Origin of the sequence: Pseudomonas sp. NPDC089534 (assembly GCF_044749305.1) — a bacterium.
GTDB lineage: Bacteria > Pseudomonadota > Gammaproteobacteria > Pseudomonadales > Pseudomonadaceae > Aquipseudomonas > Aquipseudomonas ekonensis.
The window spans coordinates 15,752-30,009 of record NZ_JBIVHR010000038.1 but is presented as its reverse complement, the minus strand read 5'-3'; the positions used below and the strand labels follow the sequence as shown (position 1 = coordinate 30,009).

General features: G+C 68.8%; 2 protein-coding genes (1 of these 2 cut by a window edge). Both read right to left on the bottom strand.

Annotation, left to right across the window (positions count from 1 at the left end):
* Positions 1-1,848, bottom strand: the 5' end (the start) of a protein-coding gene (locus ACIP0B_RS14035) for a non-ribosomal peptide synthase/polyketide synthase (RefSeq protein ID WP_400832754.1). The gene continues 13,224 nt to the left of window position 1, outside the view; 1,848 of the gene's 15,072 nt are visible here — the first part of the coding sequence; it begins with the start codon at positions 1,846-1,848; its stop codon lies beyond the left edge, outside the window.
* The gene (locus ACIP0B_RS14030; protein ID WP_400832751.1) at positions 1,848-14,258 is read right to left on the bottom strand and encodes a non-ribosomal peptide synthase/polyketide synthase; all 12,411 of its coding nucleotides are present in this window, start codon (positions 14,256-14,258) and stop codon (positions 1,848-1,850) included. The genes ACIP0B_RS14035 and ACIP0B_RS14030 overlap by 1 nt, the downstream gene beginning before the upstream one ends.

The window sequence follows — 14,258 nt, the reverse complement described above, 5'->3', positions numbered from 1 at the left end:
CAGCAGCAGTTGCAGGCCGCTGTCCTCGATCATGTAGGCCAGGCGATCCTCCGGGTAGGCCGGGTCCAGCGGCACGTAAGCGCCGCCGGCCTTGAGGATCGCCAGCAGGCCGACGATCATTTCGACGCTGCGCTCGACCGCAATGCCCACCAGCCGGTCCGGGCCGACGCCCAGTTCGATCAGCTTGTGCGCGAGGCGGTTGGCGCGGGCGTCCAGTTCGGCATAGGTCAGTTGCGCGTCGCCGACGATCAGGGCGATGGCGTCAGGTGTCTGCCGGGCCTGCAAGGCGATGCGCTGGTGCACGCACGGCGCCGGCGCGGCGTGGTCGACCACGCGGTTCCAGTCCTGCAGCAGCACCTGGTGTTCGGTGTCGTCCAGCAGCGGCAGTTCGCCGATGCGTTGGTCCGGCGCGGCGACGATGCCGCGCAACAGGTTGAGCCAGTGACGGGCCAGGCGCTCGATGGTTTCGGGCTTGAACAGGTCGGTGGCGTAGGTCAGTTCCGCCGCCACGCCTTCGCTGGATTCGTAGGTGCCCAGGGTCAGGTCGAACTGCGCGGTGCGGCCCTCCCAGACGATGTCCTCGACGCTCAGGTGCGGCAGTTGCACCTGGCTCTGGCGCTGGGCCCGGTCGTTGACCGCCTGGTGGTTGTACATCACCTGGAACACCGGGCTGTGGCTGAGGCTGCGCTCCGGTTGCAGGGCTTCGATCAGTTGCTCGAACGGCAGGTCCTGATGGGCCTGGGCCGCCATCGCCGCTTGCTTGACCTCGGCCAGCAGACGGTTGAACGGCAGTTGCCCGTGCACTTCGGCGCTGAGCACCTGGGTGTTGACGAAGAAGCCGATCAGGCCTTCGGTCTCGACCCGGTTGCGGTTGGCGGTCGGCACGCCGACGCGGATCTGCGGCTGGCCGCTGTAGAGGTGCAGCAAGGCCTGGAACGAGGCCAGCAGCACCATGAACAGGCTGGCGCCTTCGCGCTGCGCCAGGTGCTTGAGCGCGTCGGCCAAGTCCGCCGGCAGGTTCAGGTCCAGGCGGGCGCCACGGAAGCTCTGCACCGCCGGGCGCGGATGGTCGATCGGCAGTTCCAGCACCGGCTGCTCGCCGCCCAGGGTCTTGACCCAGTACGCCAGTTGCCGTTCGCGCTCGCCGGCCTCCAGCCAGTGCCGTTGCCAGATCGCGTAGTCGGCGTACTGCACCGCCAGCGGCGGCAGGGTCAGCGGTTGGCCGGCGGTGTCGGCGGCGTACAGCTTGATCAGCTCGCCGACCAGCACCTGCATCGACCAGCCATCGGAAATGATGTGATGCTGGATCAGCGCCATGACGTGATCGTCGTCCGCCACCTTGAGCAGCGCGACCCGCAGCAGCGGGCCCTGCTGCAGGTTGAACGGGCGCGCGGTCTCGCCTTCGACGAAGGCCTTGACGGCGGCGTCCACCGCCGCCGCGTCCAGCCCCGGCGCCAGCGGCTCCACCGACACGCTCAACGGCATGTGCGGGTGGATCACCTGGCAGGTCTTTTCATCGTGCTCGACGAAGGTGGTGCGCAGGCTCTCGTGGCGCGCCACCAGGGCGTTGAAGCTGCGCTCCAGCGCCGCGACGTCCAGCGCGCCCTTCAGGCGCAGGGCGCTGGGGATGTGGTACGCGGTGCTGTGCGGATCCATCTGCCACAGGAACAACTGGCGTTCCTGGGCGTAGGACAGCGGGATCGCCTCGAAGCCTGTACGGGTTTCCGGAATCGGCAGGTTGGCCGGCGAGACGCCCTCTTCGAGCATCTTTTCCAGGTACAGCTTACGTTTGTCCAGCGGCAGAGTGATAAAGCGCTTGGCAATCCTCAAAGCAACACTCGTGTCCATCAGACCTCCTCCATATCGTCAAGCAGGGCTTCCAGCTTGCTCAGTTTCTGTTCATTGATAGCCCCGCCTCCTGTATTGAGGTGAGCGACGAAGTCGCCCAGGACGGGGTGCTGGAATAGCAGTTGCGGAGTCAGGCTCAGCCCCAGTTCAAGGGCCATTCGCGACACGACATTCACCGCCAGCAGCGAGTGCCCGCCCAGTTCGAAGAAGTGATCGTTCAGACCGATCCGTCCGACGGACAGCACCTGCTGCCAGATCGCCGCGACCTGCTGCTCAAGCTCCGACTGCGGCGCGACATACGCGGCCTGCATCTGGCTGGCGTCCACCGCCGGCAGCGCCTTGCGGTCGAGCTTGCCGTTGGGGGTCAGGGGCAACTGCTCGAGGAACAACAGGTGCGCGGGAATCATGTAGTCAGGTAACGAAGACTTGAGGCCAGTCTTTAGTCCCTCGCGCAGTCGGCGTTGCGCCTCGCCGTCGGCCAGGTCCAGTTGCGCGGCGGCCACATACGCCGCCAGTTGCGCGCCGCCCTCGCCGTCCACCGCCAGCACCGCCGCTTCGCGCACGCCCGGCTGGGCCAACAGGCGCGCCTCGATTTCGCCCAGCTCGATGCGGTAGCCGCGGATCTTCACCTGATGGTCGATCCGGCCCATGTACTCCAGTTCGCCGTCTTCGCGCAGGCGGATCAGGTCGCCGGTGCGGTACAGGCGCTCGCCGTCGCCGCCGAACGGGTTGGGCACGAACTTCTCGGCGGTCATCGCCGCCCGGCCCAGGTAACCCCGGGTGACGCCGGCGCCGGACAGGTACAGCTCCGCCGACACGCCCTGCGGCACCGCTTGCAGATCGGCGTCCAGCAAGAGGCTGGCGGAATGGTCGAGCGCCCGGCCGATGCGCGCCTGGCCGCCGGCGCTGCGGCGGGTCCAGGTCGAATAGGTGGTGTCTTCCGACGGCCCGTAGAGGTCGTAGACGTGCTCGATGCCCGGCGTTTGGTACAGCGCCTCCACCAGCACCTGCTTCAGCGGCTCGCCGGCCAGGTTGATGATCCGCACGCCCGGCGGGATCTGCCCGGCCCGCTGCAGCGCGGCGATGGCCGACGGCACGGTGTTGATCAGGCGCACGCTGTCCCGCGCCGGCAGGTGCGGCAGCTCCAGGGCATTGCGGGCGATGATCAGCGAGCCACCGTTGGCCAGGGTCACGAACAGCTCCCACACCGACAGGTCGAAGCACACCGACGTCGACGCCAGCACGCCCTGGATGTCCTCGCGGCGGTACACCTTCGCCGACCAGTCGATCAGCGCCATGACGTTGCGGTGAGCGATCGCCACGCCTTTCGGTTTGCCGGTGGAGCCGGAGGTGTAGATCACGTAGGCCAGGTTGTCCGGCGTCACGTGTGTGTACGGCGCCCCGTGCGGATAACCGTCCAGCGAAACCTCGTCCATCAGCACCACGTCGGTGCCGGCGGCCAGGGTCAGGGTGGCGGCGATGTCCCGCTCGGTCAGCAGCACCCGCGCGCGGCTGTCTTCGAGCATGTAGGCCACGCGGTCGGCCGGGTAGTCCGGATCCAGCGGCACGTAGGCGCCGCCGGCCTTGAACACCGCCAGCAATGCGACCAGCAGCTGTTCGGAACGCGGCATCGCCACGCCCACCCGCACTTCCGGGCCGACGCCCAGTTCGATCAGCTTGTGCGCCAGGCGGTTGGCTTGGGCATCCAGCTCGCCGTAGCTCAGCTGCTGTTCGGCGAAGGTCACGGCCAGCGCATCCGGTGTGGCGGCCACCTGACGGGCAATGGCCTGATGAATGCACCGGTCGGTGACGAAGCGGTTGTCCGCAGGCTCGGCATCGCACAGCGTCAGCTCGCTCAGCGAACGCTCGCCGGCTTCGGTCATCTGGCTGAGCAGGCGCTGCAGGTGCGCGCCCAGCTGCGCCACACCGGCGCTGGCGAAGCGGTCATTCTGGTAGCTGAAATGCACCGACAGTTCGCTGCCCAGGTGCACCAGCAAGGTCAACGGGTAGTTGGTCTGCTCATGGTTGACCACCGGGCCGAACCGCAACCCCTGCGGCGCGCCCTGCTCCAGCGCCTCGGCGATCGGGTAGTTCTCGAACACCATCAGGCTGTCGAACAGGGCCTCGCCGCCCTGCCCGGCCCAGCGCTGGACCTGGGCCAGCGGCGTGTGCTCGAACTCGCGCAGCGCCAGGTTCTGCGCCTGCACGGCGGCCAGCCAATCGGCCAGGCTCTGCTGCGCACGCGGCGCGGCGATCACCGGCAGGCTGTTGATGAACAGGCCGATCTGCTGCTCAGCCCCCGGCAGATCCGCCGGACGCCCGGCGACCGTGGCGCCGAACGCCACGCAGTCCTTGCCGGTGTAGCGCTGCAACAGCAGCAGCCACGCCGCCTGCACCACGGTGTTGACGGTGACTTTCGAGGCACGGGCGAACTCGCCCAGACGCTGGGTGAGCCCGGCGTCCAGCACTTGGTAGTGATCGCCGTAACCGGTGGCCGGCACGCCCGACGCCGGACGCGCCATGGCATCGGCCAGGCGGGTCGGCTCTTGCAGGTCGCCCAGCGCCGCCCGCCACCAGGCCTCGGCGGCCGCCGCGTCCTGGCGCTGCAGCCAGCCGATGTAGTCGCGGTAGCGGCCCACCGGACGCGGCACCGCTTCGCCGCTGTAGTGCTGCAGCACTTCGCCGAGCAACTGCGCACTGCTCCAGCCGTCCATCAGGATGTGATGGTTGGTGTAGATCAGGTGATGGCGCCCGGCCCCGGTGCGCACCAGCACCAGACGCAGCAGCGGCGCGCACGTCAGGTCCAGGCCTTGCGCCCGTTCCTCATCGGCGAGGAATTGCAGGGCCGTCTCCAGATCGTCCCGGCCGCTCCAGTCGAGCACGCGGAACGGCACCGCGACCTGGCGCTGCACCACCTGCACCGGCTGCTCCAGGTCGCCCTGCCAGATGAAACCGGTGCGCAGGATGTCGTGGGCGTCCATCGCCGCCTGCCACGCGCTGCGGAAACGCTCGGGATCGACGCCGTCGACGTCCAGGCGCATCTGGTTGATGTAGTCGCCGTTGCCGTGTTCGAGCAGGGTGTGGAACAGCATGCCCTGCTGCATCGGCGACAGCGGGTAGATGTCGTCGATGGCCTGCGGCTGCGGCGCCAGCACGTCGAGCTGGGCCTGGGTCAGCGTGGCCAGCGGGAAGTCCGACGGCGTCACGCCGCGGTTGGCGCTGTCGCAGCAATGGACGATGAGCGCGGTCAGTTCTTGCAGGTAGTCGTCGGCCAGGCGCTGGATGGTCGCCGGGTCGAACATCTCGCGGCTGAACGTCCAGCTCAGATCCAGCTCGCCGCCGAACACTTTGCCGTCCAGGGCCAACGGGCTGCCCAGCGGGCCCTGCATGTTCACCTCTTCGCCGCCGGATTCGGCGGTCGGCGCGAACAGCGCATCGCCTTCGGCCTCGAAGCCGCCGTCGAACTGGCCCAGGTAGTTGAAGGTCAGGCGCGGCGTCGGCAAAGCTTGCAGGGTCTGGCGCGCGTGGTCGTCGCCCAGGTGCGCGAGGGCGCCGAAGCCGATGCCCTTGTTCGGGATCGCCCGCAGCTGTTCCTTGATCTGCTTGAGCGAGGCCCCCAGGTCCGCGGCCGGCGTCAGGCGCGCCGGGAACAGGCTGGTGAACCAGCCGACGGTGCGGGTCAGATCGACCGTGTCGAACAGGTCTTCGCGGCCATGCCCTTCCAGTTGCACCAGCACGCTGTCGTCGCCGGTCCAGCGCACCATCACCCGCGCCAGCGCGGTCAGCAGCAGGTCGTTGACCTGGGTGCGGTAGGCCGCCGGGGCCTCCTGCAGCAGTTGGCGAGTCAGCTCCTTGTTCAGCGGCGTGCGGATCGCCTGCGCCTGGCAGTGCTGCTGGCCGCCCTCGGGGTTGTCGCACGGCAGCGCCACCGAGGCGCCTTGCAGTTGCTGCTGCCAGAAGCCCAGCTCAGCCTGCAACGGCTGGCTGGCGGCATAGCCCTGCAAGGCTTCGGCCCAGGCCTTGACCGAACTGGTCCTGGCCGGCAACTGCACGGCGGCGCCGGCCAGAATCTGCCGGTAAGCGCTTTGCAGGTCTTCGAACAGGATCCGCCACGACACACCGTCGACCACCAAGTGATGGACGATCAGCAACAGGCGCTGGCTGCCGTCGGCCAGGTCCGCCAGCACGGCGCGGATCAGCGAACCGCCGTTCAGTTTCAGGCTGCGTTGGGCCTGGTTGCCCAAGGCCTCCAGCGCCGCCAGGTCGGCGACCTCGGCCTGGATGAGGACAGTTTCGCCCGCCAGCGCCTCCGCGCTGCGGTACTGCGCCGACCAGGCGTCGGCCTGCTCGGCGAATGCCAGGCGCAGGCTGTCGTGGTGCGCCACCAAGGCCTGCAACGCTTGCTCCAGCACCTGCCCGTCCAACGGTTGGCGGGCCTTGAGCATCACCGACTGGTTCCAGTGGTGACGGTCCGGGATCGGCTGGGCGAAGAACCACTGATGGATCGGCAGCAGCGCGGTCTCACCGCTGGCCGGCCGCTGGTCGATCGCCTGCAACGGCTCGCCGGTCTGCACCACGGTCGCCAGTGCCTGGACGGTCTGGTGCTGGAACAGGTCTTTGGGCGTGAAGCGCAGCCCGGCCTGGCGGGCGCGGCTGACCACCTGGATCGAGATGATCGAGTCGCCGCCCAGTTCGAAGAAGTTGTCGCCGAGGCCGACCCGCTCAAGCTTGAGCACGTCCTGCCAGATCGTCGCCAGTTGCTGCTCCAGCGCGGTCTGCGGGGCCACGTAGGCCTGCTGCAATTGGCTGACGTCGGGCTTGGGCAGGTTCTTGCGGTCGAGCTTGCCGTTGGGCGTCAGCGGCATGCGTTCGAGCGTCAGCACGTAGGCCGGCACCATGTGCGCCGGCATCGTGGCCTTGAGCTGCTCGCGCAGGCCCTCGGCGAAATCCGCCCGCTGCGCGTCGCCGACCACGTAGGCCACCAGGCGCTTGCTGCCGCCGCTTTCCTGGGCCACCACCACCGCTTCGCGCACGCCCTCCAGGGCTTGCAGGCGCGCCTCGATTTCCCCCAGCTCGATGCGGAAGCCGCGGATCTTCACCTGGTTGTCGATGCGTTGCAGGTAGTCGAAGGTGCCGTCGGCGCGCTGGCGCACCAGGTCGCCGGTGCGGTACAGCACGCCGCCGGCCTGGCCGAACGGGTCGGCGACGAAACGCTCGGCGGTCATCGCCGCCCGGTTCAGGTAGCCGCGGGCCACGCCGCTGCCGCCCAGGTACAGCTCGCCGGCCATGCCTTGGGGCAACAGGTTCAGGTCGGCGTCGAGCACGTAGGCGCTGCGGTCGCCGATGCGGCTGCCGATCGGCGCATAGGCGGCACCGCACGGCTCATCGCGGCCGGCCTTCCAGATCAGCGGGGTGACCACGGTCTCGGTCGGGCCGTAGCCGTTGATGATGTACTCCGGGTTCAGCGCTCGCTTGACCCGTTCGAAACTGGCGTTCGGCACCGCGTCGCCGCCGAAGCAGTAGATGCGCACCTTCGGCGGGTTGCCCACGCGCTCGGCGTGTTCGGCTAGCTGTTGCAGGTACACCGGCGGGAACGCGACCACGGTCACGCCGTGTTCGAGCATGGCGTTGTAGGTCTGCTCCGGCGTCCACAGGCTGTCGTCGCGGATCAGCAGCGAGCCGCCGTGGGTCAGGCTGGTCAGCCAGCGTTCGTGGGCGCCGTCGAAGGCGAACGACATGAAGTGGAATTCGCAGTCGGTGTCGCGCATCTCGTAGCGCTCGCCGATGGCCAGGCAATGCATCGCCAGCGGGCCGTGGGTGACGCTCACGCCTTTGGGGTTGCCGGTGGAGCCGGAGGTGTAGATCACGTAGGCCAGGTTGTCCGGATCCAGCGCCACGTCCGGCGCCTGGGCCGGACGGTCGCTGAGGTCGAGACGGTCCAGTTCCAGCACGCTCAACGATTCGCCGACCGGCAACTGCGCCGACACCCGCGAATCGGTCAGCAGCAGCGCCAGCCCGGCGTCCTGCATCAGGTACGCCAGGCGCTCGCGCGGGTAGCTGGTGTCCAGCGGCACATAGGCGCCGCCGGCCTTGAGCACCGCCAGCAGCGCGACGATCAGGCCTTCGCTGCGCGGCATGGCCACGCCGACCCGCACTTCGGCGCCCACGCCACGGGCCACCAGCTCATGGGCCAGGCGGTTGGCCCGGGCATCGAGCTCGCCGTAGCTGTAGTGCTGGCCGTCGAAGATCACGGCGGTGCGTTCAGGCTGCTGCGCCGCCAGCCGGGCGTAGCGCTGATGCACGGCGATGTCCGTCGGGTAGGCCTGCGGCCGGTTCTCGGCCTGTTGCCGGGCGTGTTCCTCGACGGTGGCCAGGGCGATCTCGCCGAGGCGGCGCTCGCCGGATTCGGCGAACCGCTCCAGCAGGTGCAGCAGTTGCGCGCTGAGGCGCTCGACGGTGGCGGCGCTGAAATGCGCCCGGTCGACACTCATGTGCAGCGCCAGGGTATCGCCCAGCGTCACGCCGAGAGTCAGCGGATAGTGGGTCTGATCCTGGTTGGCCACAGCACCGAACACCACGCCTTCGGCGGTGCCGTGCTGCAGCGCTTCGGAGATCGGGAAGTTCTCGAACACCAGCAAGGAGTCGAACAGCGACTCGCCGCCCTGCCCGGCCCAGCGCTGGATGTTCGCCAGCGGCGTGTGCTCGAACTCGCGCAGCGCCAGGTTCTGCGCCTGCACGGCGGCCAGCCACGCGGCCACGGTCTGGTCCGGACGGCTGGCGGCGATCACCGGCAAGGTGTTGATGAACAGGCCCACCTGTTGCTCGATGCCGGCGATCTCCGCCGGGCGCCCGGCCACAGTGGTGCCGAACGCCACGCAGGCGCTGCCGGTGTAGCGCTGCAACAGCAGCAGCCAGGCGGCCTGCACCAGCGTGTTGACGGTGACCTTCTGTTCGCGGGCGAACGCATTCAGGCGCCGGGTGCCCGCCGCGTCGAGAGCGTAATGCGTGAGGGCATGACCGCTTTCGGTGCGCACCTCGCCGCCGGCCGCTGCGGCCTGCGCCAGCACGGTCGGCTCCTGGAAGTCCGCCAGTTGCGTCAGCCAGAACGCTTCGCTGACGGCGGCGTCCTGACGTTGCAGCCACTGGATGTAATCGGCGTAGCGGCTCACCGGACGCGGCGGCTCAAGCCCCGCGTAACGCTGCAGCACCTCGCCGAGCATCTGCGCGCTGCTCCAGCCGTCCATCAGGATGTGGTGGTTGGTGAAGATCAGGTGATGGCGGTGCTCGGCGACGCGGATCAGGGTCACGCGCAGCAGTCCGGCCCGGGTCAGGTCGAAGCCCTGGGTCAGGTCGGCGGCGGTGAAGTCCTTGAGCGCCTGGGCGATGTCGTCGCGGTCGCGCCAGTCGAGCAACGTGTACGGCAATTCGAGGCGGCGATGAATGATCTGCAGTTGCTCCTGCAGTTCGCCCTGCCAGATGAAGCCGCTGCGCAGGATGTCATGGGCGTCCATGGTCGCCTGCCACGCGGCGCGGAAGCGCTCGGGGTCGAGGCCGTCGACGTCGACGCACAGCTGGTTGATATAGGTGCCGGTGCCTTGCTCGTACAGGGTGTGGAACAGCATGCCCTGCTGCATCGGCGACAGCGGATAGAGGTCTTCGATGGCGGCGGCCGGCACCGGGATCGCATCCAGTTGCGCCTGGGCGATGTGCGCCAGCGGGAAGTCCGACGGCGTCACGCCCATCGATTCCGGCAGGCAGCAGTGGCGGATCAGCGCCTGGAGTTCGGTTTCGTATTCGGCGGCCAGACGGGCGATGGTCGCCTCGTTGAACTGCTCGCGGCTGAAGGTCCAGCGCAGGTCGAGCTCGCCGTCATAGACCTGGCCCTCGACGCCCAGCCAGTTGTCCAGCGGCGCATCCAGGCTCTGCTCGCCGCCGGCGCCCTCGCCGGCCGGGCTGAACAGCGCGCCCTCCTCGGCATCGAAACTGCCGTCGAACTGGCCGAGGTAGTTGAAGGTGATGCGCGGCGTCGGCAGCGCTTTCAGGCTGGCCTGCACAGAAGCTTCGCCCAGGTGGCGCAGCACGCCGAAGCCGATGCCTTTGTTGGGGATCGCGCGCAGCTGTTCCTTGACCTGCTTGATCGCCGCCGCGACGGACTCCGCCGGGGTCAGGCGCACCGGGAACAGGCTGGTGAACCAGCCCACGGTGCGGGTCAGGTCGATGTCGTCGAACAGGTCTTCGCGGCCGTGGCCTTCCAGTTGGATCAGGGTGTCGGCGTGGCCGGTCCAGCGGCAGATCACCCGCGCCAGGGCGGTCAGCAGCAGGTCGTTGACCTGGGTGCGGTAGGCCGCCGGGGCCTGTTGCAGCAGCTGTTGGGTGAGGCTCTTGTCGAGACGGCTGTGCACGACCTCGGCGTGGCGGCTCTGGCGGCTGCCCTGCGGGTTGTCGCACGGCAGCGCCAGCTCGGCGCCGTCGAGCTGACGTTGCCAGAAGCCCAGTTCGGCCTGCACCGCTTCGGTCGCGGCGTAGGCTTGCAGGCGTTCGCCCCAGGCCTTGTACGGGCTGGTCTTGGCCGGCAGCTGGATGCCCGTGCCTTGCGATGCTTGCTGATAGGCCTGTTGCAGGTCTTCCAGCAGGATCCGCCACGACACGCCGTCCACCGCCAGGTGATGCACCGCCAGCAACAGGCGCTGGCTGCCGTCGGCGACGGTGGCCAGCACGGCGCGCAGCAACGGCCCCCCTTGCAGGCTCAGGCTCTGCTGGGCCTTGCCGTACAGCGCTTGCAGGTCGGCATCGGCCAGGCCGGCCGCCGTCCACAGCAGTTCAGGGTCGGCCGCCACCGGCGCCACGTCGGCGCGCCAGCCGTCGGCGCCCTCGACGAAACGCGAGCGCAGGCCGTCGTGGTGCGCCGCCAGCCCGTTGAGCGCTTGCAGCAGTGCGTCGGCATCCAGGGCCTGATGGCTGCGCAGCAGCACCGCCTGGTTCCAGTGGTGACGCTGGGGAATGGCGTCTTCGAAGAAGGTCTGCTGGATCGGCAGCAACGGCAGTTCGCCGGTCACCGGTCCCTGATCGATGCTCACCCCGCCGCTGCCCTGCTGCGCCACGCTCGCCAGCGCCTGCACGGTCTGGTGCTGGAACAGGTCGCGCGGGCTGAAGTGGATGCCGGCCTGACGCGAACGGCTGACCACCTGAATGGAAATGATCGAGTCGCCGCCCAGTTCGAAGAAGTTGTCGGTCAGGCCGACCTGGTCGAGCTTGAGCACGTCCTGCCAGATCGCCGCGATCTTCTGTTCCAGCTCGCTGCGCGGCGCGACGAACGCCTGCTGCATCTGGCTGGCGTCCGGCGCCGGCAGCGCCTTGCGGTCGAGCTTGCCGTTGGGGCTCAGGGGCAGCGCCGCCAGGAACACCATCTGGGTCGGCACCATGTAGTCCGGCAGGCTGTCCTTGAGCTGCGCCTTGATCGCTTCGCGGGCTGCGCCCTGGTCGTCCGCCGAAGCATCGACCACGGCGGCGTCCGCCGGCACCACATAGGCGACCAGCTGCAGGCTGCTGCCGCCCTGCACCGCCAGCACCACGGTCTCGCTGACCGCGTCCAGCGCCAGCAGGCGCGCTTCCACCTCGCCCAGCTCGATCCGGAAGCCGCGGATCTTCACTTGATGGTCGACCCGGCCAACGTATTCGATCTGGCCGAGGGCGTTGTAGCGCGCCAGGTCGCCGGTGCGGTACAGGCGCGCGCCGTCGGCGGAGAACGGATCGGGGATGAAGCGTTCGGCGGTCAGGTCGGCGCGCCGGAAGTAACCCCGCGCCAGCAGCTCGCCGCCGAGCATCAGTTCGCCGACCACGCCGACCGGGGTCGGCTGGCCCTCGGCGTCCAGCAGGTAGGCATGGCGGCCCGGCAGCGGTTGGCCGATGGGCATCGTCAGCGGCAGCGCCCGCTGCCCGCTGACGTAGTCGCTGCAATCGAGGGTGGTCGCGGTGACGGTGGCCTCGGTCGGGCCGTAGGTGTTGAGCAGCCTCACGTGCCCCAGGCCCGCCTCGCGCCAGGCCTGCACGCCTTCCGGCGGCATCGCCTCGCCGCCGCTGTGCACCTGGCGCAGCGCGGCGTAGTCGCGCGGACCGGCAGCGGCGAACTCCTTGGCGATCATGTTCCAGTAGGCGGTGGTCAGGTCCATCACCGTGATGCCCTGCCCGACGATCTGGCGGTACAGGGTTTCGCTGTCCCACACCTCGTTGCCGCGCAGCACCACGCGGGCGCCGCAGGTCAGCGGGCCGAACAGTTGCTCGCCGAACGCATCGAAGTTGAACGTGGCGAATTGCAGCGCGCAATCGGCGGCGCTCAAGCCGTAGTAGTGCTGCGAAGCGAAGGCGTGCTTGCTCAGGGCGCCATGGCTGATGCCGACGCCTTTCGGGCGACCGGTGGAGCCGGAGGTGAACATCACGTAGGCCAGGTTGTCGGCCCACACGGCGCGTTGCGGGTTGCTGTCATCGTCGTGCGCCCAAGCGTCGGCCCGGTCCAGGCACAGGCTCTGGACGTTCTCGGGCACCGGCAGACGGTCGAGCAGATGGCTTTGGGTCAGCAGCAGGCGGCTGCCGCTGTCTTCGATCATGCACAGCAGGCGGTCGCGCGGGTATTGCGGGTCCAGCGGCACATAGGCGCCGCCGGCCTTGAGCACGGCGAGGATGGCGACGATCAGCTCCAGCCCCCGGTCGACCGCGATGCCCACCAGCACCTCCGGGCCGACGCCTTGGGCCAGCAGCGTGCGGGCCAGGCGGTTGGCCCGGGCGTTGAGCTGGGCATAGGTCAGTTGCTCGCCGTCGAAGATCAAGGCAACCGCGTCCGGCGTCTTCGCCGCTTCGGCCTCGAACAGCTCATGCACCGGGCGCTCGCTCGGCCATGCGGCGTCATGGCGGCCCCACTGGCGGATCAACTGCTCGTGTTCCTGCGCCTGCATCAGGCCGATGTCGCCGACCCGCTGCTGCGGATCGGCGGCCACGCTGTGCAGCAGCTCGTTCCAGTGCCGCGCCATGCGCTCGATGGTTTGCGCATCGAACAGGTCGCTGGCGTAGGTGAACGCCGCGTGCAGCTGGCCGCCCTTTTCGTAGGTGTCCAGGCTCAGGTCGAATTGGGTGCTGCGGCTTTCCCACTCGATGACGCCCAGCTCCAGGCCGCTGCCGACCTTGAGCGCGGTGACGTCGGCGACTTCCGGCTGGTGGTTGTACATCACCTGGAACAGCGGGTTGTAGCTCAGGCTGCGCTCCAGCTTCAGCGCCTCGACCAGGCGCTCGAACGGCAGGTCCTGATGGGCCTGGGCGCCGAGGGCGGTTTCCTTGAGGTCGCGCAGCAGGTCGGCGAAACGGGTCTGGCCGTCCAGTTGCGCACGCAGCACCTGGGTGTTGACGAAGAAGCCGATCAGCCCCTCGATCTCGCGGCGGTTGCGGTTGGCGATGGGCACGCCGACGCGCAGGTCGGTCTGGCCGGTGTAGCGGTGCAGCAGCACATTGAAGGTGCCCAGCAACAGCATGAACAGGGTGACGCCGTGCTGGCGGGCCACGCCGCGCAACCGCTCGACCAGCCCGGCCTCGACGACGTGCTCCAGGCGCCGGCCCAGGTTGCTCGGCAGCACCGGGCGCGGACGGTCCAGCGGCAGCTCCAGCACCGGGTGCTCGTCGCCCATCTGCGCCAGCCAGTAGTCGAGCTGGCGCTGCTGTTCGCCGGCCTCCAGCCAGCGTCGCTGCCACAGCGCGTAGTCGCTGTACTGCACCGGCAACGGCGGCAGTTCGGCGGCGATGCCCTGGTCGTGGGCGTCGTAGAAGCGGCAGAACTCGTCGATCAGCACGTTCATCGACCAACCGTCGGACACGATGTGGTGCAGGGTCAGCAGCAGCACGTGTTCCTGCTCGCCCAGTTGCAGCAGCACCACCCGCAGCAGCGGGCCATTGGCCAGGTCGAACGGCTCCAGCGATTGCGCCTGGGCGGCAGCGGCAACCCGCGCCTCGCGCTCGTCGGCCGGCAAGGCCGACAGGTCGATGCGCCGGATGTCCAGGGGCTGCTGCAAAGGCACTTGCAGCAGGCTGTCGTCGGCCTGCTGGCGGAACACCGTGCGCAGGGTCTCGTGACGTTCGATGAGGCTGGCGAAGGCCTGCTCCAGCGCCTGCCGGTTCAAGCGGCCGCTCAGGCGCACCGCCGCCGGCAGGTTGTAGGCGCCGCTCTGCGGATCCAGATGCCAGAGAAACCACATGCGCTGCTGGGCGTAGGACAGCGCCTGGCGATCCTCGGCCTCGACCCCGGCCGGAATCGGGAACCTGGAAAAGTCCACGCCTTCGCGTTGCAGGGCGGCGAGGAACATCTGGCGCTTTTCCAGGGGCAACCCGATAAACCGGCGAGCGAGTTTCAAGGAGTCATCAGCATTCAT